The following is a 24,420-nucleotide window of genomic DNA, read 5'->3' as shown; positions in this document are numbered from 1 at the left end:
TCTGCAGCGTTCCGTTCTCACGCGATCAACGAAACTGGACTGACCAGTGTGATTTCTTCAAACTAGACTGTCCAGTACTGTTCGTCAAGGGAGGACGCCATGACCGCCACGAAGGAGCCGACGCGATCCGAGCGGAAGCGCCGCGCGATCCTCGCCGCCGCTGAGGGGCTCTTCCTGCGCAACGGCTACCTCGGCACGAGCATGGACGAGCTCGCCGAGCGGTCGGCGGTGTCGAAGCAGACCGTCTACGCGCATTTCGGCAGCAAGGAGTCCCTCTTCGTCGAACTCGTCTCGTCGATGACCGGCGGGGCGGGCGACGGCCTGCACGACCGCGACGAACCCCCCGCCCTCGACGGCGACGTCGCCGGATACCTCACTCGCTACGCCGCCGACGAGCTCTCCGTCGTGATGACCCCGCGGCTGCTGAAGCTTCGCCGGCTCGTCATCGGCGAGGTCGAACGGTTCCCCGACCTCGCCCGCGCGCTCTACGAGAACGGGCCGGCGCGCGCCATCCGATCGCTCGCCGTCACGATGGCCTCGCTCACCGAACGCGGCCTGCTGGGGGCCGTCGACCCGGTCGAGGCGGCGACGACCTTCAACTGGCTCGTCATGGGCGCACCCATGAACGAGGCGATGTTGCTCGGCGACGGGGCGGTTCCCGATGCCGAAGCGCTGCAGCAGCATGCCGCGCACGTCACGCGGGTGTTCCTGGCGGCATACGGCGTCTGACCGCCGGTTTCGACGCCGTCGTCGCTATCGCGAGAGCGCGTAGAGGAAGAGCGCGAAGCTCGCGATGCCGATCACGCCGCCCGCGATCGACGTGACGAAGCTGAAGCGAGGGTACTTCGCCTCGGGCTCCCGGCTCATGCGCAGGCCCTGCGCGGCGAACAGCAATGGGACGAAGCACGCGAGCACCGAGAACACCCAGTCACCGCCGTCGCGAAGCACCGAGAGCACCGCCCAGATGGCGCCGACGCCGATCACGACGCTGAGCACGGCGCACGCGTGAGCTGAGATCGCGCGCGGTTCCTTCGCGTCGGACGTACTCATGGCGGGTGGCTCCTCTCAGTCAACCGGCATGGCCACGAGGCAGCCTATCGGCCCGTGGAAGCAGGGGAGGTTGCCCACCGCCGGGGAATGCCGGCCGCGGGGATCTTGATCCCACGCATCGCGGTGCGCATGTCGGCCGCCGGTGGGAGACTGTCCCCGTGCTGCTCGACGAACTCGTGCTGACCACCGACACCGTCACCTCGACCCGTTCGCGTCTCGCGAAGGTCGAGGCGCTGGCCGAGCTGCTGCGCCGACTCGAGCCCGATGAGATCGCGCCGGCCGTCGGATTTCTCGTCGGCAAGCCGCGGCAGGGCCGCGTCGGCGTCGGATGGCGCGGGGTCGCCGCCGCGGCCGGGCAGCCGGCTGCCGAGCCGACGCTCACCGTGGGCGAGCTCGACACGGTGCTCGACCGGCTCGCCGCGGCATCCGGCAGTGGATCGACGGGGGAGCGCGCCCGCGAACTCGCAGAGCTGATCGGCCGTGCCACGGATCGCGAGCAGGGCTTCATCGGCCGGGTGCTGCTCGGCGAGGTGCGCACGGGTGCGCTCGAGGGCGTCGTCACCGACGCGATCGCCCGGGCGGCCGAGCGCCCGGTCGCGGTGGTGCGCCGCGCGGCGATGCTCTCGGGAGATCTCGGCGAGACCGCTCGGCTCGCGCTCACGGGCTCAGAGGCCGCGCTCGAGGCGGTCGGCCTCGTCGTGGGCCGGCCCGTGCTGCCGATGCTCGCGGCCACGGCGTCGAGCGCGGCCGCAGCGCTCGAGACGACCGGCGAGGCATCCGTCGAGTACAAGCTCGACGGCGCGCGCATCCAGGTGCACCGCAACGGCGACGAGGTGCATGTGTTCACGCGCAACCTCGCCGACGTGACCCGGCGGCTGCCCGAGGTCGTCGAGGTCGTGCGTGCGCTGCCCGTGCACGACGTCATCCTCGACGGCGAGACGCTCTCGCTCGACGAAGACGGCGCACCCCGGCCCTTCCAAGACACGATGTCGCGCTTCGGTGCCGAGGGCGCACGCGACACGGTGCTGCATCCGTGGTTCTTCGACGTGCTGCACGTCGACGGTCGCGACCTGCTCGACGAGCCGCTCTCGACGAGGCTCGCCGAGCTCGAGCGCATCGCTCCCTCGCATCGCATCCCCGGCGAGGTCACCGCCGACCCCGAGGTGGCCGAGCGGGTCTCCCGCGACGCGCTCGCCGCGGGGCAGGAGGGCGTCGTGGTGAAGGCGATCGGCTCGCCCTACGCCGCGGGCCGCCGGGGCTCGAGCTGGATCAAGGTCAAGCCCGTGCTCACCTACGACCTCGTCGTGCTCGCGTGCGAGTGGGGGTCGGGCCGCCGCACGGGGTGGCTCTCCAACCTGCACCTCGGCGCGCTCGACCCGACCGGCGAGTTCGGCGAGCCCGGCGACTTCGTGATGGTGGGCAAGACGTTCAAGGGGCTCACCGACGAGCTGCTGCGCTGGCAGACCGAGCGCTTCCCCCAGATCGAGATTCGGCGCACCGAGCACACGGTGTGGGTCGAACCGAGCATCGTCGTCGAGATCGCGATCGACGGCGTCCAGCGATCGAGCCGGTACCCAGGCGGCATCGCCCTGCGGTTCGCGCGGGTCAAGCGCTATCGCGACGACAAGACGGCGGCCGAGGCCGACACGATCCAGACGCTCCGCGCCCTGCTCCGCGCCTGAGCCGGGCGTGGTGGTTCACGGCGTGATCGAGTCGACGAAGGCATGCGCCTCGCCCGCGATCTCTCGCCAGCGGTCGACGCCGTCGTCGAACGGCACCACGGCCCACTCGCGCATCGGGCGCCCGCGCATGACCATGTTGTCGAGCTGGAGCTCGTCGATGCGAGCCTCGGGCAGCTTCACCACGAGGCTGCCGCTGTTCGCCACGAACGCGAAGAGCTTGCCGCGCACCGAGACGCCGTCGGAGCCGAACATCCGGCCGATCGCGACGTCGGGTCGAGCCAGCAGCTCGGGGGCCATCTCGTCGAGTCGTCGGCGACCCGCTTCGCGCTCGACCCTCGGCACGTCGTTCATGCGAGCGGGGCCTCGGCGCCCATGTCGAAGCCGGTAGCCGGCGCGCCCGCGGGTTCGAAGACGAGCTGCACGGCGCCCTTCGGGAACGCCTTCGGCGGTTCGGCGAGCGCGAAGGCGGTCGGAACGAAGCCCTCGTCCCAGAGCCGTTTTCCGGCGCCGAGGGTGATCGGATAGACCCACAGGTTGAGCCGATCGACGAGCCCCTCGGCGATCAGGGATCGCGTGAGGTCGCCGCTGCCGATCACGTGGATCTCGTCGAACCGGTCGCGGATCGCCGCCACCTCGGTGGCGACATCCTGCACCACGGTCGTGCCGGCCCAGCTCGGGTCGGTCAGGGTGCGCGAGGCCACGAACTTCGGTACCGCGTTGAACTTCGCCGCGATGGGCTCCTCGTCGCTCACGTTCGGCCAGTAGCCGGCGAAGATGTCGTAGGTCTTGCGGCCGAGCAGCAGCGCCTGCAGGCGGTCGATGCCGGCGCCGATGGACTCGCCGCTCTCGTCGTCGAAGTACGCGCCCTGCCAGCCACCCAGCTCGAATCCGCCCGAGGTGTCCTCCTCGGGCCCTCCCGGCCCCTGATACACCCCGTCGAGGGTGATGAAGAGGTCGACGACGATGATGCCCATGATGTGCTCCTTCGCAGCGAACGGCGACGGATGCCGCCCCGTACTCGAACATCGAATGGGATGCCGCTCGTTCGGCATCGGTTCCAATCTCCCGCATCGGCCGCGTCGATGGAACCCCGAATCGGTCGCGACTGGGTGTCATGTCGCGAGCGCCGTGCGGATCTCCTCCTCGATCAGGTCGGCGTTGATGGCCGCGCCCGCGAGGTTGCCGGCGCCCGCCGCGCCCGGAACGGACGCCCCGGGGTTGACGACGTTGCCGGCCGCCCAAAGACCGGCGACGCTCGTGCGACCCATCGGGTCGACACCCACCCACTCGCCGCCGCCCGGTCCGAAGCCCTCGCCGGTCGCAGCGCCGAGCCCGACGAGCAGGCCGTCGTTCGGCACGAACGTCGGGCCGAGGAAGATCGAGTCGAGGGCCACCTCGGCCCCGTCGACGAGACGGATGCCTCGCAGCGTGCCGGCGTGATCGGCGAGCACGCGATCGACGGCGCGTCGTTCGACCTCGATGCCGCGGGCGAGGATGCCGGCGAGATCGTCGGCTGCGACATCCGTGCCGCCCAGGAAGAAGGTGACGGTCGGCGACCACTGGCGCAGCAGCTGCACCTGGTGCACGCTTCGGGGGCCGGTCGCGAGCACGCCGATTCGACGGTCGCGCACCTCCCAGCCGTCGCAGTAGGGGCAGACGACGGCGCCCCGTCCCCACTGCTCGCGGAGGCCGGGAAGAGCGGACAGTTCGTCTCGGAGCCCCGTGGCGACGAGCAGGCGGCGCGCGGAGTGCTCCTCGCCCGTGCCGAGCGTCACGGTGAAGCCGGGCTCGCCGCTGTTCGCGTCGACGATTCCGGCAGCGGCGACCTCGCTGGTGCGCACCACTCCGCCGTAGCGGGCGATCTCCTCGCGCCCGCGCTCGAGCAGCTCGAGCGGCGACCAGCCGTCGCGGCCGAGCACGCCGTGCATGTGCGCGGCGACGCCGTTGCGGGGCGCGCCTCCGTCGAGCACGAGCACGCGTCGTCGGGCGCGCACGAGCATGAGCGCCGCGCTGAGTCCGGCGCTGCCGCCGCCGACGATGATGACATCCCAGGGTTCCTGTTGCATGCCTCCAGCCTCGCGATAGCCTGAGCGAGGTGCAACGGGTGTTGCCGAAACGGCAAAGGATGGCTCGATGAACGACGACCTCGACACGATGCTCGGCGCGGTCGGGCCGCGCCTGCGCGAACTGCGCCTCCGCCGCGGGTACACGCTCGCCGAACTCGCCGCCGAGACGGGCATCTCGACGAGCACCCTCTCACGTCTCGAGTCGGGACTGCGGCGGCCGACGCTCGAACTGCTCATCCGCATCGCGGCGACGTACCGGGCGAACCTCGACGACCTGGTCGGTGCGCCGCAGATCGCCGACCCCCGGGTGCACCCGAAGCCGTTCTACCGGAACGGCAAGGCCATCATCCCGCTGACGCGGCAGAACCCCGACCTGCACGCCTTCAAGATGGTGCTGCCGGGACATCCGCCCGACCAGCCCGTGGAGCAGCGCGCACACGACGGCTACGACTGGATCTACGTGCTCAGCGGTCGCGTGCGGCTCGCGCTCGGCGACGATGAGATCATCCTCGAAGCCGGCGAGGCGGCCGAGTTCGACACTCGCGTGCCGCACGGCCACGTCAGCGCATCGACCGAGCCCGCCGAGATCCTCAACCTGCTGAGCGTGCAGGGCGAGCGCGTGCACGTGCGCACGACGGAGTGACTATGACGGAGTGACCACGACGGCATAGGACGCTCATCGGGACCGCACAGCCGGGCCACTGCGCGGCTCGTCATGCTGGAGCCGTTCGCCTCGAGAGGAGCCTCCTATGACCACCGACCCCCGCTGGCTCGACGAGCACGGTGACGAGATCGACGAGGATCACCGCGGCCTCGTCTACGACATCCGCACCCTGGTCGACCGGCGCCGCATGCTCGGCATCTTCGGCGGCATCGGGCTCACCTCGCTCCTCGCCGCCTGCGCCGGCAGCGCCCCCGCGCCGAGTGCCGGCGCCACCTCGAGCGGCACAGCGAGTGCCACGCCGAGCCCGTCGGCGTCGGCGTCGTCGGGACAGGTCGACGAAGTGCCCGGCGAGACCGGCGGACCGTATCCCGCCGACGGCTCGAACGGCGCCAACGTGCTCGACGACTCGGGCATCGTGCGCAGCGACATCCGCTCGTCGTTCGGTTCGTCGACGACGGTCGCGCAGGGCGTGCCGCTCACGATCGAGCTGACGGTGCGGGATGCCGCGACCGGAACCGCGCTCGTCGGCGCCGGGGTCTACCTCTGGCACTGCGACCGCGACGGCAACTACTCGCTGTACTCGCGCGGCGTCGAGAACGAGAACTACCTGCGCGGCGTGCAGGAGACCGACGCGATGGGCACCGTGCGCTTCACCTCGGTCTACCCCGCGTGTTACTCCGGTCGGTGGCCGCACATCCACTTCGAGGTGTACTCCGACGTGGCGAACGCCGTCGCCTCGGGTCCGATCGTGAAGACCTCGCAGATCGCCCTGCCCGAAGAGGTGAACGGCCTCGTCTACGCGACGAGCGGGTACGAGCAGAGCGTGCGGAACGTCTCGCAGGTGAGCCTCGCGAGCGACAACGTGTTCAGCGACGACGGCGGCATCCACCAGATCGCGAGCATGTCGGGCTCGGTCGAGGGCGGGTACACCGCGGCACTCACGATCGGGGTGTGACCGCGCCGAGGAACGGAGCGAGTCCTGCGATGGCGCGATCGACGATCTCGGTCGGCGTGCCGGCGACGTCGACCGTGATGCCGGTCTCCTCGGCTGCGAGCGGCTCGAGCACGGCGAGCTGCGAGGCGAGCAGGCTCGGCGGCATGAAGTGCTCCGTCCGCGCGGCCGCTCTCGCGCTGAGCAGTTCGACCGACCCGTGCAGGAGCACGAACACGACGGACGGTGCTGCTGCGCGCAGCCGATCGCGGTAGGAGCGCTTCAGCGCCGAGCAGGCCAGCACGATGCCCGGGGCCGCCTCGAGCTCGGCGCCCACCGCGTGGAGCCAGGGTCCGCGGTCGGCGTCGTCGAGCGGGGCGCCGGCGGCCATCTTCGCCACGTTCGAGGCCGGGTGCAGGTCATCGGCATCGCGGAAGGGCAAGCCGAGTCGATCGGCGAGCAACCGGCCCACGGTCGACTTTCCGGCCGCGGAGACGCCCATGACGACGATGCGAATGCCCATATGCGATTGTCTCAGGCGCACGCGGTTCCGGTCTTCGTCGTGGTGCGCGCGATCGCCCTCAGCTAAGGTAAGCATTACCTAACTCTGGAGGCCTGGTGGCGATCAGCAACATCGAGATCACGCACGCGACGACCGGCGTCGTCGAAGTGGAGGTCGCGCGCGCCACGCGCATCTCACCGCACTTCGTGCGGCTGACCGTGGCCGGCGACGAGCTCGCCGGGTGGCGCCACCTCGGGTTCGACCAGTGGTTCCGCCTCGCGGTTCCCGTCGCCGACGACACGAGGTTCGACAACCTCTCGGGCACGTACGACATGGCGGGCTACCTGCGCTACCTCACGCTGCCGCGGTCGACCCGGCCCGTGATCCGGAACTACACCGTGCGCGAGTTCCGATCCGATGCGCTCGAACTCGACATCGACTTCGTCGTGCACGGCGACGGCGGCATCGCCGGACCCTGGGCCGAGAGCCTGCCCGTCGGGTCATCCGTCGCCCTCATCGACCAGGGCTGCGGCTACCGGCCGGTCGAGGCCGAGCGCACACTGCTGGTCGGCGACGAGAGCGCGATGCCCGCGGTCCTCGGCATCCTGCGCGACCTGCCGCGCGACGCCCGCGGCGATGCGCTCATCGAGCTCGCCGACATCGATGACCGGCAGCACGTCGAGGCGCCCGACGGCGTCGACGTGCACTGGATCGTTCGGCGGCCGGGCGAGGTCCCCGGCGCGGCGGCACTCGGCCACCTCCGGCAGTTGCCCGACTTCGGCGGCTCCGTATACGCCTTCGCCGCGGGGGAGTCGAAGCTCGCGACCGGTGCACGGCGGCATCTCGTGGGCGAGCGCGGGGTGCCGAAGGGCGACGTCACGTTCTGCGGGTACTGGCGCGCGCACTGACGCCGGGGCGCGGGCGCAGCGACGCCGGCGTCGGCACGGGCGTCTGCACGGGCGTCTGCATGGGCATCTGCGACGGTGTCACTCGGCGAACTCCTGCACGATGACGTCGGAGGCGTGGATGCAGACCATCCGCAGCCGGCTCGTGCCGATCGCGACGAAGCGGTGCCAGGTGTCCGCTGGTGCGGTGGCCGTGTCGCCCGCCGTCGCGACGAACTCCTGCTCGCCGATCGTGATGCGCACCTCTCCCTCGAGCACGATCCAGGTCTCGGGGTAGGGGTGGCGGTGCAGGTCGGGGCCCTGCCCCGGCTCGTTGTCGACGAGGAAGTACGAGACGGCGGCTCCATGGTCGCGGCCTTCGAAGCGGAGGGTGCGGCCCGAGCCGAGACGCACGGCGTCGGCGGGCACGATCGGCGGGATCGCCGGGGTGGTGGTCGATTCCGCACTGATCGAACTCGTGGCGGTCGAAGTCGTGGTCATGGTCTCGTCCTCTCGGGATGGGGTTGGGTGGAACCGATGAGAACAGGCTCCGCCCGCGGCATCCGCCTCGGTAGCATTTCGATGTGGATCGAATGTTCGTGGACTTCCAACTGGCACCCGACGACATCTCGGCGATCCGCTTCGGGGTCTCGCCGGGGCACGAGCTGAGTCACGCGATGCGGGTGCTGCAGCGCCCCGAGGATCAGCCGCTGCAGTGGGGCTGGCTGCGGAGCGTCCGCGCCGCCGTGCCGCCCGACGCGTTCGAGCTTCTGGCGGTGATCATCGGCGAGGCCGGGTACTTCCCCGACTTCCTCACCGCGACGCCGAGCTGGGACCTGACGCCGGCCGACGAGGCCGAGCGACTCGCGGACGTACGCCCCGAGCTGCTGCGCGCCGATCTCACGAAGATGCTCGCCCGATCGACCGGAGCGCGCCATGAGGCCATCGCCCGCATGATCGAGCGGCCGCTGCACGCGCGGGCCATGATCGCCGACGCGTGGAACGAGGTGTGGCAGGCCGTGCTCGCACCCGTCTGGCCGCAGCTCGAGCGACTGCTGCGCGCCGACATCGCCGTGCGCGCGCGGCGGATGACGACCGACGGCATCGCCACGATGGTCGCCGGCCTGCACGAGTCGGTCGCCTGGCAGGGCGATGTCGTGCGGGTGCGCATGAGCCGGCACCGCGAGCTCGTCGACTGCCGGGGGAGCGGGCTCGTGCTCGTGCCGTCGGTGATGGGCGGCCTCGGCTGCGCCGTGCTCACCGAGCCGCCCGCGCAGCCGACGATCTTCTACCCGGCGCAGGGCGTGACGGCGACGTGGGCGAAGGACCCGGCGGCCGCCTCGCGATCGCTCGGCGCGCTCATCAGCCCGGCCCGGGCCGAGATCCTGCTCGCGGCGCACGACCCGCGAACCACGACCCAGGTCGCAGCCCACAGCGGCCTCGCCCTCTCGACCGCATCCCACCACCTCACCGTGCTCCGCGAGAGCGGCCTCATCGCGAGCGAGCGTCAGGGCGCCCGGGTGCTGCATGTGCGCACCCCGCTGGGCGAGGCGCTCGTTGGCACCACGATGTGAGTCGAGCGGATGCCGCGGCTCGCGCCGCGGCATCCGCTCGTGTCGTCTCTCGATTCAGGGCTCAGTTCGAGTAGACGCCCATCTCCTTGATCGAGTAGCCGTACTCGGTCGTCCGCACCGTGCAGAGCACGCGCACGTACCGGGCGCTCGTCGGCGCGAACGACGCCGTGTCGAGGCCGCCGTTGCCGTTCGTGACCGACGAGACCGTGGTCCAGGTCTGGCCGTCGGTCGACACCTGGACCTCGTAGGCCTTCGCCGCCGCCGACTCCCACTCGACGACGACCCGGCTGACCGGTTCGGCTGCGCCGAGGTCGACGCGCAACCACTGCGGGTTGACGCCCCAGTTGCCGCTCGCCCAGCGGGTGTTGGCCTTGCCGTCGACGGCGCGCCCGGGGGCGTAGCTCGTGAACGGGTTCCACTCGCTCGAACTCGCCGACGCAGGCTTGCCCGTCGCGAGGTTCGACGCACTCGTGTAGTCGCGCGTCGCCTCCCACGTCTGCAGATACGACTCGGCACCGCGCATGAGGTCGGAGACGATCGCGTCGCCGCCCCCCGACTGCCGCAGCAGCTCGAGGTAGTCGGGCGCCAGGCCGGAGTGCACGAACCCGTCGACGTTGATGTCGAAGGTGCGCTCGCCGCTGACCTGCCGGTCGATGGTCGTGCCGCCGTCGGCGCTCGTGAACGGGTACGTGATGTCGACCGGCGCGCTGTCGGCCGCGGGGTGGCTGCCGACGCCGTTGAAGTCGAGCCCGAACCCGTAGCCCTTGTCGTACTGGGCGCGGAGCGCGCTGCCCTCCTGCCATTCGCCGATGAAGCCGGCGGCGTCGTGCGGGTAGCCCGTCTTGAACCCGCCGAGGCGGTAGAGCCGCTCGGTCCAGCCGGAGTCCATCCAGCTGTGGCTCGACAGCACGCCCGGGTAGCCCTGGGCCTCGAGCAGGTCGAGGGAGCGTTCGGCCGCCTTCACGCTCATGTGATCGAGCTCGACCATCATGTTGCGGGCCATCATCGCCTTGAGCGCGTAGGCGCCGAGGGAGGTGAGACCACGCGTGTTGCAGTTCTTGCCCGCCGAGTACTCGGGCACCTCGACGCCGGGCGGCAGCTGCTCCTCGAACTCGGGCACGGTCGCGTCGCCGATCGGGTTGTCGTGGCGCGCGGTGGGGCAGGTCTCGGTCTGCCAGAAGGTGCCGGTCGAGTAGAACTGGCCGACGTTGATGATCGTGCCCTGCGTGCCGGTGTCGAAGCGCACGCCGCAGAGGGCGTTGTCGAACTTGTGGCAGAGGAACATGCTCGAGATGCCGAGCTGCTCGAACTCGTCGAGTCCGCGGTCGATGTCGGCCGTCGAGCACTGCGCGACGTCGAGGATCATCTTGCAGCCGAACGGCTCCGACATCTCGACGCCGAGCACGACGGCGAGCTTGCCCTGTTCGATCACCGCTCGTGCGTCGGCCGGCGTCGTGACGATGCGGAAGAACCCCTTGCCGGGGCCGCCGTAGATCTCGTCGATGTACGCCTCCATCTCGCGAGCCTTCTGGGCCTCGAGCCGGATCGCGGTCATCTCGTCGCACGAGCGGTCCTTCGGCATGATCGGCAGCGAGCAGATCACGCCGTTCGTGACGAGGTCGTTGACGAGGATGCGCTGCCCGCCGCGCCAGGAGCGTTCGACCCAGGCGTAGTACGAGGCCTGGTGGCTCATCGAGGTCGTCTTCGGCCAGTCCGTGAAGGTGGGCCAGCCGACGGGGTCGTGCTTGCCGTCGGCGTCGCCGCTGACGAGGTTCTCGAAGAGCGCGGCGCTCCCGTCGGGGTAGTGGTCGGGGCAGTCCTTGAGGGCGTCCGCCACACCCGCGGGCGAGAACGGCGCGCCGCAGATCATGCGCCCGCCGAAGCCCTCGTTCGAGTTCAGGTGGGTGTGCGAGTCGATGAAGCCCCGCACCTCGCCGTTCTCGGTGGTGCCGGTGAAGGGTGCACCGGTGACGTTCAGCTCGACGTCTTCGGCGGGTCGGTTCGGGGCCTCCCACCAGTCGCCGGGTGCGGCCTCGGCGGGGGTGGTGCTCACTGCGGCGGGAAGTGCCGCCAGTACGGATGTCGCGAGTGCAGCTGCGAGGGCGAGGGCCAGGGTTCTGGGTCGCCACCTGCGCTTTCCCTGCTCGGTGGTGCGTTCGGAACGGACACGGTTCGGGCGTGCATGATCGATCGCCATCTGAGCCTCCTTGCTCGTTGGAGGCAGCGTATTGTGGGTCGCTCGTCCCAGTCAAGCGTCCAACTCGTGGCGCGTGCCCGCCCTTCCGGATTGCCCGACCGTCCGCGAGCGGGGATACTTCACGGGTGACCCTCGAATCCGTCCCGAGCGCGACGCTCGACCCGATCGGCCCGAGCCCGTCCGGGCGCGACATCCCGCCCTCGCGCCGATCGCGCGCGGCCACCGCCTGGACCGTGGTCGGCGTCGCGATCTTCCTGCTGCTGTCGGCCGCCGTGCTCGCGGCGACCGCGATCGCGAACCTCCGCTTCGATGCGGCGGTCGTCGCCCACCGCGCCGCAGTCGCCGATGCCGCAGCGGCCGGCGAGTCGGCAGCGGCCGTCGAGGCGGATGCCGGCGCCTCCGCCGAGATCGCGGCAGCGGCGCTCGCCGCGCCCGACCCCCTCGTCGACGCCGCAGCGAAGTCGGCACTGGCAACAGCCGCCGGCGAACTCGACACCCTCATGGCCGCAGCTCCCGAGACGGAGTTCGCCGAGCCGAACAGGCCCCTCTCGCGCCCGGTCTGGTTCGCCGATCTCGACGCCGCCTCCGAGTTGCTGAACGGGGAGACGAGGCGGCTCACCGACCTGGCCGCCGATGCCGACGCCTACGCCGCCGACCTGACGGTCGCCGACGAGACGGTCACCGTCTCGGGCGACGCGTACATCGAGGCGATCGCCCCGGTCGCCGCCGCGGTCGAGGGGGCGAACGGATCGGCGCGCAACGTCGAGCGCATCGAGTTCCGCAACAGCGTCGAGCAGCTCGCGAGCAGCGCGTGGGGATACGACGCCGCCGCGCGCATCGACGCGTACGTCGCCGCAGCCGCCGCCCTGCAGTCGACTCACGCCGCCGAAGAGGCGGAGAAGGCGGGCCCGCTCTACGACCGCCGCGTCGCCGTCGAGACGTACGCCCGCTCGATCGCGGGCGGCGTGCTGCTCGAGTTCGACTGGGCCCCGATCGTCATCGGCTACGGCGACAACGGCTCAGCCGGCGGTACCGCCACCTGGGACACCTGGGAGGGCGGCCTCTCGACGATCACCCTCTCGAACAGCATCGCCGAGCAGTGGGGCGACCCGGTCATGGCCGCGCTCGTCACCCACGAGGTGGGGCATGCGATCACCTCGAAGTGCTACGACCTCGTCGGCGAGTACGCCGATGACAACGAGCCGTGGGCCGTGGCCTGGGCGATCGGCATGGGGCACACCGACCCCAACGGCAACGGCGAGTGGTTGTACGGCCGCCCCTCCGACGAACTCATCGAGCGGTCGAAGGGGTGCCGCTGAGGCACTGAAGCGGGGCCGCCGCTCACCCGCCGGCGCGGCATGCCCGTCTCGGAAGACGGTCATGCCGCGCCGGCGAGCGGAACTCAGCGGGATGCCGCGTCGTAGCCCGCTTCGATCGTCGCCGTGACCGGTGCGCCGCTGAGCGTCGAGACCGTCGCGGTGACCGCTCCCGCGGGGATCGAGGTCTTCCGCGTGGTGAACGAGTGCACCGCGTTCGTGCCGGGTGCCACGGAGGCGAAGGACTTCGTGCCGTAGGCCGAGGCGAACGCGACGGTGATCGGAACACTCTCGTTATTCGTCGCCTTCACCGCCACGACGACCTTGCCGCTGAGGATCCGTGTGCTCGCGACGACGGGCACGTTCAGGGTCGGGTCCGGGGTCGGATCGACGGGCGTGACCTGGCGGTCCTCGCCGTTGACCCGCACGGTGACGGGGCCGGCATGGGGTGCGCGGTCGGCGGTCACGGTGAAGGCCGTGACCTGGCCGTTCTGCCACTCGGCACTGACCTCGTAGCCGCCGCGAGCGCGGAGGCCGGTGAACGAGCCGCTGGCCTTCCACTCGTCGGGCAGTGCCGGGAGCAGGTGGATGACCCCGGCGTGGCTCTGCAGGAGCATCTCGGTGAGGGCGCCCGAGATGCCGAAGTTGCCGTCCAGCTGGAAGGGCGGGTGGTTCGCGAACAGGTTCGTCAGCGTGCTGTAGCGGAGCAGGCCCCGCAGCATGAAGCGTGCGCGCTCGCCGTCGCCGAGACGCGCGAACAGTGCAGCTCGCCACGGCCAGGTCCACGAGCGACGGCTGTCGCCCGAGACCGTCGCCTCGGTGAAGGGCACGCCGTCGCGCTCGCCGTTGCGAGCCTTGAGCGACACGAGGGCCGCGGCCGCGAGCTCGGGCGTCTCGCTCGTGATCTGACGACCCGGATAGACGGCGAACAGGTGCGAGGTGTGGCGGTGCAGGTCGTTGGGGTCGTCGCGATCGGTCTGCCACTCCTGCAGCTGGCCCCAGCTGCCGATCTTGTTCGGCGCGAGCCGCGACTGCAGGTCGGCGATCGTCGCCCGGTATGCGGGCTGGGGGGAGAGCGTCGCGGTCGCGTCCAGGTAGTTCTGGAACAGGTCCCAGATGATCTGCTGGTCGTGCATGACGCCGTCTTCGCGCGGCCCGTGCTCGGGTGACCAGCCGTTGGGCGCGACGAGCGTGCCGTCGGCCAGCTCCTTCAGCTCGTCCTCCCAGAAGTGGCAGATCTCCGTGATGAGCGGGAGGGCGACGTCTTCGAGGTAGGCACTGTCTTGAGTGAAGGCCCAGTGCTCGTAGACGTGCTGGGCGTACCAGGCGCTCGCGATCGTGTTCCACTCCCACGCGTTGCCGCCGAAGATCGACTGCGAGGTGCGAGCGGTCCACCCCCGCACGTTCTGGCCGAACGCGTTCCTGGTCGCGATCCGGCTCGGCACCGCGACCTGCTCGATGAACGCGACGAGCGCGGAGTGTGACTCCGAGAGGTTCGTGGTCTCGGCGCCCCAGTAGTTCATCTGCACGTTGATGTTGGTGTGGTAATCGGAGGCCCACGGCGGCTGGTTGCTGTTGTTCCAGAGCCCCTGCAGGTTCGCGGGCAGGCCGCCGGGTCGCGACGAGCTGAGGAGCAGGTAGCGGCCGTAGTGGTAGAGCGCCTGCTCGAGGGTGGGGTCGGCCCCGCCCGTCTTGTACCGCTCGAGGCGGGCGCTGGTGGGCAGCGCCTGCACCGCGGCATCCGTCTCGCCCCAGTTCACGGTCGCCCGGTTCATCAGCTCCGAAACCTGGGCGGTGTGCTCGGCGCGCAGGTCGGCGTAGGAACGTGCCGCCGCCGCGTCGATCGCGGCGACGATGCCGGGCTCGGGCGCGGCGCCGCGCCATCCGTCGGCCGCACTGAGCTTGTAGTCGGTGCGGGCGTCGAGCACGAGGGTCAGGGTGCCGCACCCGTCGACGCGGAGTGTGTTGCCCTCGACCGTCACGGTGCCGTCGGCTTCGACCACGCGGACCGTGCAGGAGTGCTTCAGCGCGTTGGCCATCACGCCGCTGAACGAGAGCTGGGCACCGACGCCGCTGCCCGCTGCGGCCGAGGGCACGGACTGGCCCGACGCCAGCGAGAGGATGCCCGACATGCCCGACTCGGCGTCGGTCGTGTATCGCAGCACCATGACGTCGGCCGCGCGGCTCGCGAAGGCCTCGCGCACGACCCGACCGGCGACCGTGTCGAACCGGGTGACGTGCATGCCGACGGCCGTGTCGAGACCGCGACGGTATTCGGCGACCGTGCGAAGGGCGCGCGAGTCGAACGACGAGCCGACGACGGCGACCTCGCCGATCGCGAACGGCGTCGCAGCCGAGGCGGTCGCGAAGGTGAACCGGTAGGAGGTGTACGCCGTCGAGTTCGTGAAGGTGTAGGTCTTCGCCTCCCCGCGGGCCGCGAACGGTGCGCCCGGTTCGCGCGAGTCGAGCGCGACCCAGGTGACGCCGCCGTCACGCGAGCCCGCGAGCTGCCAGCGACCGGGGTCGTGTTCGGGTGCGTCGGATGCCGCGGTGAGCACGTACGACGTCGCCGCGACGCCGGTCGGCAGGTCGAGCTGCCACTGCACGCCTGCGCCCGGCTCGGCGACGCGCCAGGCCGTGGTCGGGTCGCCGTCGACGCTGCGGGTGAGGTCGCTCGAGACATCCGTGCCGGCTGCTGCGCCGCTCGGCGACGAGACGTAGGCGAGTGCGCCGCCCGAGAGGCTGACGCCGCCCAGCGAGATCTCGGCGATCTGGAAGTGGCTGACGCCGGCCTTCGGCACGAACGTGAACCGGTAGAAGCGGTACGCCGTGGCGTTGGTGAAGGTGTACTGCTTCGTCTGGCCGCGGGTCTCGAAGGGCGCACCGGTGCGGGCATCGAGCGCCGTCCAGTTCGTGCCGTCGGACGAGCCCGAGAGGGTCCACTCCTGGGGATCGCGGACGGGAACGTCGTTGGCGCTCGTGAAGCTGTAGCTCGTGACCGTCGCAGCCGTCGGCAGTTCCGCCTGCCAGAGCACCTGCGCGGGCGGTGCGATGATGCACCACTTGGTGCTCGCCTTGGCATCGATCGTGCGATCGACGTCTTCGGAGGCGGTCGACACGTTGTAGGGCCCGCCGGGCGAGGTCACGCGCGGGCCGGCGGCGAACGCGAAGCGCAGCGTGCCGAAGTCGCGGTAGGAGCCGAAGCCCGTCACGCTCGTGTCGTAGGCCCCGTTGGGCTGACCCATGAGCGCGTTGTCGTAGTTGTTGACGCCACCCCAGAGGCTCTGCTCGTTGAACTGCACGACCTCTTCGTCAGGGTTCGCGAAGATCATGCCGCCGAGACGGCCGTTGCCGATCGGCAGGGCCTGCGACTCCCAGTTCGTGGCCGGCGTGCCGTACCAGAGCGACTTCGCCGAGAGCTCGGGGACCTCGATCGGGGCTCGCCTCGTGGCGACCGTGGTGCCGAAGGCGGTGAGCTGTGCGGCCGCAGCGGGCCGCGCAGCGAAGAGGTCGCCGAGGAGCGGTGCGGCCACGACGACACCGCCGATCTGGAGCACACGGCGGCGTTGGGGGTCGAACGTGAAATTCATCGAGATCTCCTGCGCGTCATTGATCAGGTGTTTGGAACCGAGAAGGGAGGCATGTTCGTTCGAACAGCGGCCACGGCCCATTCTGCCCAAGGAGAGATCGGATGTATAGCCCGCTCGGCGTTTCAGTCGGGTCGGCGAGCTGCCCTCGCGTAGCGCTCACTGTAGGTCAGGAGCAGCGTTCGCAGTTCGTCGGGGGACTCGACCGTGAAGTCCATGCCGAGCATGCCGATGTAGGCGGCGATCGTGTCGAGGGAATCGGCGCCGGTGACGAGCACCGATTCGGAGTCGGAGACGGCCTCGACGACCCCGACCGCGTGGTGGATCCGCGCGAGCACCGCGTCGGCCGGCGCCGCGACGCGCAGCCGCGCGTGCACCTTCCAGCCACTCTCGGCGATCGAGCGCATCGCGAAGGCCGTGTAGTCGCCGTCGGGCAGCGCGACGGGTTCGAACCGGCGCCGCGTCGGCATGCGGAGTGCGATCCAATCGGCACGGAACGTGCCCCAGTCGCCGCTCGACGGGTCGCGGCCGACGAGGTACCAGCGGCGAGCCCAGCTCAGCAGGCGGTAGGGCTCGACGAGGCGGGCGTCGCCTTGGTAGTCGAATCGGATCCACTCGACCCCGCGGATGGCGCTCGCGACGGCCGTGAGCACGGCGGCATCGACCTCGGGGTCGGGTGCGTCGGTGTCGTTGTTCTCGGGCGCCCGCTCGATCACGGTCGCGAGCGCCTCGACCGTCGGGCGGAGTCGCGACGGCAGTACCTGCTCGAGCTTCGTGAGCGCCCGCGTGCTGGACTCCTCGACGCCCGCGATGCCGGTGGCCGCTCGCAGGCCGATCGCCACGGCCACGGCCTCCTCGTCGTCGAGCAGCAGTGGCGGCAGCTTCGCCCCCGCGCCGAGGCGGTAGCCGCCGGCGGCGCCGCGGGTGGCGTCGACGGGGTAGTCGAGCTCGCGCAGGCGGTCGATGTCATTGCGGATGGTGCGGGGGGTCACGCCGAGCCGGGCGCCGAGTTCCGTGCTCGTCCAGTCGGGTCGGGTCTGCAGCAGGGCGAGCAGTGAGAGCAGTCGGGCGGCGGTGTCTGACATGGGTGAATACTCGATCCATCATTAGGAACTGAATGTTCCTATATGCACCGTACCGTCGAAGACATGAAGAACACCACCTCTCCCGCCGACATCCGCCCGTTCACGATCGACATCGCCCAGGCCGACGTCGACGACCTCATGGAGCGACTCGCCCGCACTCGCCTGCCGCAGCCGGCACCGACCGACGACTGGGACGCCGGCACGCCGAACGCCTACCTCCGCGAGGCGGTCCAGGCGTGGCGCGCGTTCGACTGGCGGGCCGCCGAGGCGCGCATCAACGCCGTGCCGCACTTCACGACCGAGGTCGACGGCCAGCCCATCCACTTCATCCACGTGCGCTCGGAGCACCCCGGAGCCACCCCGTTGCTCCTGGCGCACACCTACCCCGGGTCATCCGTCGACTACCTCGATCTCATCGACCTGCTCGTCGACCCCGTCGCGCACGGCGGCCGCGCCGAGGACGCGTTCGACGTCGTCATCCCGGATGCCCCGGGCTACGGCTTCTCGAACCCCGTCGCCGAGCCCGGCTGGACGACCGCGCGAGTGGCCCGCGCCTACGACGAGCTCATGCACCGCCTCGGATATGCCGAGTACGGCATCCACGGCTCCGACAACGGGGCGCTCGTCGCCCGCGAACTCGGACTCGCGAACCCTGAGGGATTCCTCGGCCTGCACGTGCTGCAGCTGTTCTCCTTTCCGAGCGGCGACCCCGCCGAGTTCGAGCGCCTCGAACCGCAGGACTACGCGGGACTCGAGCACATGCAATGGTTCCAGTCGGTCGGCGGCTACAACACAATGAACGCGAGCCGGCCTCAGACCGTGGCGGTCGGGCTCAGCGACTCGCCGATCGCGCTCCTCGCCTACAGCGAGCTCTTCAACTCATTCGGTAACGGCACCTCGCTCGTCACGCTCGAGCAGATCATCACCGAGGTGAGCGTCAACTGGTTCGCGAATGCCGCCGCCGGCATGAGTCGCAGCTACCTCGACAACGCGCGCGCCGAGGCCGAGCCGCAGGTGAACGATGCGCCCACCGGCGTGGCGGTCTTCAAGGACGACTTCCAGACGATCAAGGTCTTCGCCGAGCGCGACAACTCGAAAATCGTGCACTGGAGCCGGTTCGAGCAGGGCGGCCACTACGCGGCGCTCGAGGTGCCCGCGCTCGTCGCCGGCGACATCCGGGCGTTCTTCGCCGGGCTGCGCTGACGACGAACCAGCAGAGCGGATGCCGCGGCTCGCGCCGCGGCATCCGCTCTGCTGTTCACACCGACGGCGTCGTCGGCCGGGAATCCGCCGGGCGCGGTGCATCGAGCGCCGCTCGCGCGAGCATCGTCGACCCGGCGACCGCAGCCGGCATCGCGATCACCGCGCCGAGCGGCACCATGAAGCACAGCTGGGTCGCGACGCCGAACCCGAGCATGCGCGCACGATGGCCGCGGAGCGCTACCTTGCGATCGGCCGCGGTCATGCCTCGGGCCTCGAACGCACGCCCGGTGAGCTCCCGGGCGAGCAGCCAGCCCGACAGTGTCACCCCCAGGACCGGCGCGGCGACCGTTCCGACGATCGGCACGAGGCCGATCAGGCCGACGGCGAGTGCCGAGACGACGCCGAGCGCGATGAGGGCGGCGGCGTCGCCCGCGGCCCGCCAGAAGCCCGCGCCCCGATCGGGTACCTCGCCGCCGAGCTCGAGCTCGACCGCTCGCCAGATGCGTTCGTAGAACGGATCGCCGACCGCGAGCGTGAGCGCGGTGAACGTGACGGCCGCGAGCAGCACGGCGCCGGCGAAGGTCACGGCGGCGATGGCGACGCGCAGCGACGCGGTCCAGAACGCATCCCACCGCTCGGCGAAGGGCGTCGCCCATTCGACGATCGCCGGCAACTGGATGCCGAGCGCCACGAGCGCGGCGAGCACGACGGCGAAGACGATCGCGGCGGGGATCAGCCCGAGTGCCATCACGCCCGGCCGGCGGCCCCAGAATCCGAAGCCGCGCAGCAGCAGGCCGGCGCCGGAGAGGAATCGCCTGAGCATCGCACCAGCCTACGGCCGGGCCGCGTTCGGAGTCGGTCCGCGGCACCCGCTTGACGCGCGCCCGCCGACGTGCTCGCATGGCGGCATGGAGCAAGCGAAGGCCGCGACATCCGACCTCATCGACGACGACCGCCTCGACGACCTCGAGCGGGAGTTCGTCGGCCGAGTGCGCGGGCGCGTGCTCGAGATCGGCGCCGGCGAGGGCGAGAACTTCGGCGCCCTGCACCTCGACGTCGAGTGGATCGGCCTCGAGCCCGACGCCGAGCGCCGCGCGGAGCTCGCGAAGCGCGCACGGGAATGGGGGCATCAGGCCGCGCCACTCGATGCCATGGCCGAGGCGATCCCGCTGCCAGACCGCTCCGTCGACGCGGTCGTCGCGACCTACGTGCTGTGCTCGGTGGCCGACCCGTCGGTCGCACTGGCGGAGGTGCGTCGAGTGCTCGTGCCCGGCGGACGGGTCGTCTTCGTCGACCACGTCGCGGCGCCGCCGCGAACGGCGAAGCGGGTGGTGCAGCGCATTGCGACCCCGTTCACGGCCAGGTTCTGCCACGGATGCCACTGGGACCGCGACACCGCTCGGACCCTCGTGGAGGCGGGCTTCGTCGGCGACGACGTGCGGCCGTTCCGCGTGCGGTCGATGCCGTTCGGCCCCGTGCCCACCCTGCTCTTCGACGGCCACGCGCCGTGAGCGTCGGCCGACCGGCGGTGGCCCGGGGCATCCGCTCGACTAGCCTCGGAACATGAGTCGTACCGTCTGGACCGTCATCGGCGTGATCGTCGCCGTCGTCATCGCGTGGTTCCTCGTCGATGTGCTGTTCAGCCTGCTCTGGTTCATCGGCAAGCTCGTGATCGTCGCGGTGGTCGCGGTCGTCGTGTTCTTCGTGCTGCGGAGCGTCTTCGCCCGCCGTGACGGGCCCGACTCGATCGAGCGCTGAGCCCCTCAACCACGTCGGGACCACTCGTGTCGCACCGGACCCGAGATATCACCGGTCCGGTGCGACACGAGTGGTCCCGTCATGGGGCCACGGGGCTCAGGCCGCAGGTGCGGCCGCCTCGGCGTGCTCGGTCGCCCAGGTGAGGGCGTACTCGGCGACCTCCTCCCAGCCGTCCTGGCTGACGATGCGGTGCGTGCGGCCGGCGAACTCGCGGTACTCGACGATGGCGGGGCTGCCGGTCGCGTGGTACTTCTTCACGATCGCCTTGCCGATGGCCGGCGGCACGACGTGGTCGATCTCGCCGGTGATGACGAGCAGCGGCGCGCGGTCGGTGCGGCCGTAGTCGACGTGGCTGACGCCGCCCTTCTCGTTGAAGGCGCCGGCGACGCCCTCGAAGAACACCCGGTTGTACGAGTTGACCGCGAACTCCTCCCAGAGGCGATCGGATGCCTCGCGGTCGAGGTCGTTGCCGAACGTGAAGTGGAAGTGCCCCTTCGAGAGCGGCTTGGCGCCGTTCTTCGCGAACGGGTTCGAGAGGATCGGCGTGCCGGTCCAGAGAGTCGACGCCGGCAGGGTCGTGATGCCGGCGGGCTGGCCGGGGGTGACGCCGACGTAGGCGACGCCGAGGCCGCGATCGGCGAGCATCTGGGTGAGCAGTCCGCCGAAGGAGTGGCCCATGATGATGGGCTTCTGGGGGAGTGCGCGGATGATGCGCTCGTAGTGGTCGGCGATCTGCGCGAGGCCGATGCCCTCGAGCGGCTCGGGGTTCGAGCGGATGTCGGCGACCTCGCGGTCGTCGATGCCGGGCCAGCCCGGAACGATGACCTCGTGGCCGCGGGCCCGGAAGTACTCGGCCCAGGTGTTCCAGCTCTTCGGGGTCATCCAGAGTCCGTGGATGAGGACGATGGGGGTCTTGGTGGCGGTCATGTTCTCTCTCCTTCAACTGCGTCCCACCCTTTGGTAGAACGATCGTTCTGTCTCTGTCTGTGAAGTTACTCCCGACTCCATGCCATGTCAAGCAAAAAGAGAAAGATCGTTCTATCATTTACCTCATGGCAACACGAACGACCTCAAACGGCAGTTCCGTCGCCCGCGAGAAGCTGCTCGCTACGGCGTCTGAGCTCTTCTATCGAGAGGGCATCCACTCCGTCGGCGTCGACCGCATCATCGGCGAGGCCGGCGTCACCCGCGCGACGTTCTACCGGCACTTCCCGAGCAAGGAGGACCTCGTCGAGGCCTACCTCGGGGTCGAGGACGCCAACATCCGGGGCGCGTTCGCGGCCGCCGAAGCATCCGGAGCAGCACCCAAGCAGCTCGTGGGCCTCGTGATCGACGGGCTCGCCGACGACGTCGCGCGCCACCACACCCGTGGATGCCCCTTCATCAACGCCGCCGCCGAGTACCCCGACGCCGACAGCGGCGTGCGCAAGGCCGTGGCCGAGCACCGCGAGTGGTTCCGCTCCGAGCTGGAGTCGGTGCTGTCCGCGGCCGAGGTGCCCGACGCCGAAGAGGCGGCAGGCCAGCTCGTGCTGCTGCGCGACGCGGCCATGGTCGGCGGCTACCTCGACGGGTGGGAGCGCGTGCGCCCTGCGTTCAGCGCCGCTGCGGCTCGAGCCGCCGGCGTGCAGGAGTGACGATGACGGTCACCGAACTCGACGTGCCCCTTCGCGACGGCGGCAGCCTGCACGCCTACGACACCGGGCCGGATGCCGCGTCGCCGCTCACGCTCGTCTGGCACCACGGCTCCCCGCAGACCGGTGCGCCGCTCGAGCCCGTGCTCGCCGCGGCATCCGCTCGTGGCATCCGCCTCGTTTCGTATGGCCGCCCGTCGTACGGTGGCTCGACCCCGCGCCCCGGCCGCGACGTCGCCTCGGCGGCAGCGGATGTCGCGGCGATCGCCGACGCGCTCGGCGTCGAGCGGTTCGCCGTGATGGGCGCCTCGGGCGGCGGCCCGCACGCGCTCGCCTGCGCGGCCCTGTTGCCCGAGCGCGTCACGGGCGCGGTCACGCTGGCGGGCATCGCGCCGCGCACCGACGCCTACGACTGGTTCGCGGGCATGACCGCGCCGGGCGGTCTGCGTGCCGCCGTCGATGGGCGAGCCGCCCGCGCCGCGTTCGCCGCAGACGCGGAGTTCGACCCGTCGCAGTTCCTGCCCGTCGACTGGGCGGCCCTCGACGAGCGCTGGGCGTCGCTCGGCGCCGACGCCGCACGCGCCGGCGAAGCCGGGCCCGACGGCCTCATCGACGACGACGTCGCCTTCACCTCACGGTGGGGCTTCGACCTCGGGCGCATCGTCGCTCCGGTGCTCCTCGTGCAGGGCGAGGGCGACCGCGTGGTGCCGTCGAAGCACGCCTCGTGGCTCGTCGCGCACATTCCCCGCGCCTCGCTCTGGATGCGGCTCGACGACGGCCACGTCTCGGTGCTCGACGTCGTGCCCGACGCGATGGAATGGCTGCTCGAGCGCCGCTGAGTGAGCGCTACCCCAGGCTCTCCAGCGCCTCGCGCGCCTCATCGGCGTCGACTTCCGCGGCCTCGGCGTCGCGGGCGGCGCGATCCCGCTCGCGGGTGACCGTGCGCTTCGCCCGATCGGCCTCGGCCATCTCCGCCTCGACCTTGCGCAGTTCCGCGTCGAGTTCGTCGCGGCGGGACGCGAGATCGCGGTGCTCGCGGTCGGCATCGGCGAGCCGCGCATCGAGGGCGTCGAGCGCAGCGGATGCCGCGGCCGCCCGCTCCTCGGCCTCCGCGACCGCGCGCTCGGCGCGCCCTCGAGCCACCTCGGCTCGCTTCGTCGCTGCGGCGCTCAGCAGACCGGGGGAGTCGCCCGCGTGCGCGTCCCGAGCCGGTTCCGTGCGAGGTGCCGGCCCGCCCGCGACGGCGTCACTCAGGTCGACCTCGACGCCGACGGCCTCGAGTGCCCGCACGAGCCGGCCCGTGCGCACGGCGTCGGCGGCAGCGGCATCCGACATCGCCGCCTGCAGTGTCTGGGCGACCTCGTCGAGCACCGGCGTGCGCACTGGGGAGCCGAGCTCGTCGGCGAGTGCTCCGGCCTCGTGCGCGAGCGTCGAGACGAGCCGCCGACGTTGCCGGCCGAGCTCGGCGAGCTCGACGGCACTGAAGCTGCCTTGAGTCTCACGGGCCTCGGCGCCGAGTTCGAGGACCGCCTCGACCTCGTCGGATCGGTGCCGCACGAGCTGGTTCACGAGCCAGGCGGCGGGGGAGGGGCGCCGGAGTTCGCGGATGCGGGCCGCGAGCGCGCGATCGTCGGCGGCGACGGTCTGCGCCCGCGCGTTGCGCCGGGCGGTGAACTCGTCGGGGCGCATCGCGTACAGCGCCGTCGCGGCGTCATCGAGCCCGTCGTCGAGCGAGTCAAGCGGCGCCATGCGTCATCCTCCGCTCGGCTCCTCGATCGCGGGACGAACGCTCCCGACGCCCCACCCGTACGAGAGCTTGTGCGCCTCGAGCACGAAGAACGACTCCGTCGAGACGACGCCCGTGATCGCCGCGATGCGTCCGTTCAGCATGTCGATGAAGTGCGGCACGTCTTCGCAGATCACCTCGGCCATCACGTCGAAGCGGCCCGTGGTGTGGATGACGTAGCTCGTCTCGGGGAGCTCGGCGAGCGCCGCACAGACCGAGCGGGCGGTGCCGGGTGTCACGCGGATGCCGATCATCGCCAGCCGGTCGAAGCCGATCGCGAGCGGGTTGGCGATGCCGACGATCTGCAGGATCCCGGCGTCCTCGAGTCGCTTCGTGCGGTAGCGCACCGACGAAGCCGGCACTCCGAGGTCGTCGGCGAGACGCTGGAACGACCGGCGCCCGTCGACCTGGAGGGCGGCGATGATGCGACGGTCGATGTCGTCCATCTCGAATGGTGCGGCCATGCAACGAACCTAGCGCCAGCACGGTGCCGGGTGAGGGGGC

25 protein-coding genes are annotated in these 24,420 nt (G+C 70.9%); 12 read left to right on the top strand and 13 right to left on the bottom strand.

All coding sequences use genetic code 11. From position 1 onward, the window contains the following. The first annotated feature begins 99 nt into the window (after positions 1 to 99). The gene (locus ESP57_RS06345; RefSeq protein WP_056004950.1) at positions 100 to 729 is read left to right on the top strand and encodes a TetR/AcrR family transcriptional regulator; all 630 of its coding nucleotides are present in this window, start codon (positions 100 to 102) and stop codon (positions 727 to 729) included. 24 nt (positions 730 to 753) lie between these two features. Here ESP57_RS06345 and ESP57_RS06340 read toward each other — a convergent pair whose 3' ends face one another. Next, positions 754 to 1,050 carry a hypothetical protein gene (locus ESP57_RS06340; RefSeq protein ID WP_056004948.1) on the bottom strand — a complete coding sequence of 99 codons (297 nt, stop codon included), beginning with the start codon at positions 1,048 to 1,050 and terminating at the stop codon, positions 754 to 756. Positions 1,051 to 1,208: 158 nt separating this feature from the next. Between ESP57_RS06340 and ESP57_RS06335 the strand changes: the two genes are divergently transcribed. Next, positions 1,209 to 2,732, top strand: coding sequence for an ATP-dependent DNA ligase (locus ESP57_RS06335; RefSeq protein WP_129230957.1), 1,524 nt, complete (start codon positions 1,209 to 1,211; stop codon positions 2,730 to 2,732). A gap of 15 nt (positions 2,733 to 2,747) precedes the next feature. On the opposite strand, the gene ESP57_RS06330 is transcribed toward ESP57_RS06335, so the two are convergent. The 3 genes from ESP57_RS06330 to ESP57_RS06320 all read right to left on the bottom strand — a co-directional run bounded on the left by ESP57_RS06330 (position 2,748) and on the right by ESP57_RS06320 (position 4,798). Beyond that, a complete protein-coding gene (locus tag ESP57_RS06330; RefSeq protein ID WP_129230956.1) occupies positions 2,748 to 3,083 on the bottom strand; it encodes a hypothetical protein in 336 nt (111 codons plus the stop codon). After that, complete coding sequence (locus ESP57_RS06325) at positions 3,080 to 3,706, bottom strand: dihydrofolate reductase family protein (protein ID WP_129230955.1); 627 nt, start codon at positions 3,704 to 3,706, stop codon at positions 3,080 to 3,082. Before ESP57_RS06325 ends, ESP57_RS06330 begins: the two co-directional genes overlap by 4 nt. Positions 3,707 to 3,844: 138 nt before the next feature. Beyond that, positions 3,845 to 4,798 (bottom strand): NAD(P)/FAD-dependent oxidoreductase, encoded by a 954-nt coding sequence (locus ESP57_RS06320; RefSeq protein WP_129230954.1) that lies wholly within the window; start codon positions 4,796 to 4,798, stop codon positions 3,845 to 3,847. A 67-nt stretch (positions 4,799 to 4,865) separates the two neighbouring features. Here ESP57_RS06320 and ESP57_RS06315 point away from each other — a divergent pair, with 67 nt between their 5' ends. Together ESP57_RS06315 and ESP57_RS06310 are read left to right on the top strand one after the other, a co-directional pair. Next, complete coding sequence (locus tag ESP57_RS06315; protein WP_129230953.1) at positions 4,866 to 5,441, top strand: helix-turn-helix domain-containing protein; 576 nt, start codon at positions 4,866 to 4,868, stop codon at positions 5,439 to 5,441. Positions 5,442 to 5,547: 106 nt separating this feature from the next. Then, complete coding sequence (locus tag ESP57_RS06310) at positions 5,548 to 6,417, top strand: intradiol ring-cleavage dioxygenase (RefSeq protein WP_129230952.1); 870 nt, start codon at positions 5,548 to 5,550, stop codon at positions 6,415 to 6,417. On the opposite strand, the gene ESP57_RS06305 is transcribed toward ESP57_RS06310, so the two are convergent. Further along, entirely contained in the window at positions 6,401 to 6,916 is a 516-nt protein-coding gene (locus ESP57_RS06305) for a gluconokinase (RefSeq protein ID WP_129230951.1), read from the bottom strand. The two genes, ESP57_RS06310 and ESP57_RS06305, sit on opposite strands and share 17 nt — an antisense overlap. Positions 6,917 to 7,011: 95 nt before the next feature. Here ESP57_RS06305 and ESP57_RS06300 point away from each other — a divergent pair, with 95 nt between their 5' ends. Continuing rightward, entirely contained in the window at positions 7,012 to 7,803 is a 792-nt protein-coding gene (locus tag ESP57_RS06300; RefSeq protein ID WP_243648431.1) for a siderophore-interacting protein, read from the top strand. A gap of 78 nt (positions 7,804 to 7,881) precedes the next feature. Here ESP57_RS06300 and ESP57_RS06295 read toward each other — a convergent pair whose 3' ends face one another. Beyond that, positions 7,882 to 8,280 carry a cupin domain-containing protein gene (locus tag ESP57_RS06295; RefSeq protein ID WP_115963066.1) on the bottom strand — a complete coding sequence of 133 codons (399 nt, stop codon included), beginning with the start codon at positions 8,278 to 8,280 and terminating at the stop codon, positions 7,882 to 7,884. A gap of 92 nt (positions 8,281 to 8,372) precedes the next feature. Here ESP57_RS06295 and ESP57_RS06290 point away from each other — a divergent pair, with 92 nt between their 5' ends. Continuing rightward, positions 8,373 to 9,353 (top strand): ArsR/SmtB family transcription factor, encoded by a 981-nt coding sequence (locus ESP57_RS06290; RefSeq protein ID WP_207904533.1) that lies wholly within the window; start codon positions 8,373 to 8,375, stop codon positions 9,351 to 9,353. Positions 9,354 to 9,414: 61 nt separating this feature from the next. Here the strand turns inward: ESP57_RS06290 and ESP57_RS06285 are convergent, their stop codons facing one another. Next, entirely contained in the window at positions 9,415 to 11,550 is a 2,136-nt protein-coding gene (locus ESP57_RS06285) for a galactose-binding domain-containing protein (RefSeq protein WP_129230949.1), read from the bottom strand. A gap of 125 nt (positions 11,551 to 11,675) precedes the next feature. On the opposite strand from ESP57_RS06285, the gene ESP57_RS06280 reads away from it, so the two are divergent. Next, a complete protein-coding gene (locus tag ESP57_RS06280) occupies positions 11,676 to 12,869 on the top strand; it encodes a hypothetical protein (protein WP_129230948.1) in 1,194 nt (397 codons plus the stop codon). Between the two features lie 83 nt (positions 12,870 to 12,952). Here ESP57_RS06280 and ESP57_RS06275 read toward each other — a convergent pair whose 3' ends face one another. Both ESP57_RS06275 and ESP57_RS06270 read right to left on the bottom strand, forming a co-directional pair. After that, positions 12,953 to 16,456, bottom strand: coding sequence for a glycosyl hydrolase family 95 catalytic domain-containing protein (locus ESP57_RS06275; protein WP_129230947.1), 3,504 nt, complete (start codon positions 16,454 to 16,456; stop codon positions 12,953 to 12,955). Positions 16,457 to 16,578: 122 nt separating this feature from the next. After that, positions 16,579 to 17,538 (bottom strand): helix-turn-helix transcriptional regulator, encoded by a 960-nt coding sequence (locus tag ESP57_RS06270; protein ID WP_115963053.1) that lies wholly within the window; start codon positions 17,536 to 17,538, stop codon positions 16,579 to 16,581. 63 nt (positions 17,539 to 17,601) lie between these two features. Between ESP57_RS06270 and ESP57_RS06265 the strand changes: the two genes are divergently transcribed. Continuing rightward, complete coding sequence (locus ESP57_RS06265; protein ID WP_129230946.1) at positions 17,602 to 18,741, top strand: epoxide hydrolase family protein; 1,140 nt, start codon at positions 17,602 to 17,604, stop codon at positions 18,739 to 18,741. 55 nt (positions 18,742 to 18,796) lie between these two features. On the opposite strand, the gene ESP57_RS06260 is transcribed toward ESP57_RS06265, so the two are convergent. Then, on the bottom strand, positions 18,797 to 19,564 hold the full coding sequence (locus tag ESP57_RS06260; protein ID WP_129230945.1) for an EI24 domain-containing protein: 768 nt from the start codon (positions 19,562 to 19,564) through the stop codon (positions 18,797 to 18,799). Positions 19,565 to 19,649: 85 nt separating this feature from the next. On the opposite strand from ESP57_RS06260, the gene ESP57_RS06255 reads away from it, so the two are divergent. After that, positions 19,650 to 20,252 carry a class I SAM-dependent methyltransferase gene (locus ESP57_RS06255; RefSeq protein WP_056004924.1) on the top strand — a complete coding sequence of 201 codons (603 nt, stop codon included), beginning with the start codon at positions 19,650 to 19,652 and terminating at the stop codon, positions 20,250 to 20,252. Positions 20,253 to 20,304: 52 nt separating this feature from the next. Then, positions 20,305 to 20,499 (top strand): hypothetical protein, encoded by a 195-nt coding sequence (locus tag ESP57_RS06250; protein WP_056004922.1) that lies wholly within the window; start codon positions 20,305 to 20,307, stop codon positions 20,497 to 20,499. Between the two features lie 96 nt (positions 20,500 to 20,595). On the opposite strand, the gene ESP57_RS06245 is transcribed toward ESP57_RS06250, so the two are convergent. After that, the gene (locus ESP57_RS06245) at positions 20,596 to 21,426 is read right to left on the bottom strand and encodes an alpha/beta hydrolase (RefSeq protein ID WP_056004920.1); all 831 of its coding nucleotides are present in this window, start codon (positions 21,424 to 21,426) and stop codon (positions 20,596 to 20,598) included. A 125-nt stretch (positions 21,427 to 21,551) separates the two neighbouring features. Here ESP57_RS06245 and ESP57_RS06240 point away from each other — a divergent pair, with 125 nt between their 5' ends. Both ESP57_RS06240 and ESP57_RS06235 read left to right on the top strand, forming a co-directional pair. Continuing rightward, entirely contained in the window at positions 21,552 to 22,133 is a 582-nt protein-coding gene (locus ESP57_RS06240) for a TetR/AcrR family transcriptional regulator (protein WP_129230943.1), read from the top strand. A 2-nt stretch (positions 22,134 to 22,135) separates the two neighbouring features. Then, a complete protein-coding gene (locus ESP57_RS06235; protein ID WP_129230942.1) occupies positions 22,136 to 22,969 on the top strand; it encodes an alpha/beta fold hydrolase in 834 nt (277 codons plus the stop codon). 7 nt (positions 22,970 to 22,976) lie between these two features. On the opposite strand, the gene ESP57_RS06230 is transcribed toward ESP57_RS06235, so the two are convergent. After that, on the bottom strand, positions 22,977 to 23,879 hold the full coding sequence (locus tag ESP57_RS06230; protein WP_129230941.1) for a transposase: 903 nt from the start codon (positions 23,877 to 23,879) through the stop codon (positions 22,977 to 22,979). 3 nt (positions 23,880 to 23,882) lie between these two features. Further along, entirely contained in the window at positions 23,883 to 24,380 is a 498-nt protein-coding gene (locus ESP57_RS06225; RefSeq protein ID WP_056004914.1) for an Lrp/AsnC family transcriptional regulator, read from the bottom strand. Between the last annotated feature and the right edge of the window lie 40 nt (positions 24,381 to 24,420).

It is taken from the genome of Agromyces fucosus, assembly GCF_004134865.1.
In the GTDB taxonomy this organism is placed as follows: domain Bacteria; phylum Actinomycetota; class Actinomycetes; order Actinomycetales; family Microbacteriaceae; genus Agromyces; species Agromyces fucosus.
The sequence above is the reverse complement of the archived record's forward strand: the minus strand, read 5'-3'. Positions and strand labels throughout refer to the sequence as shown.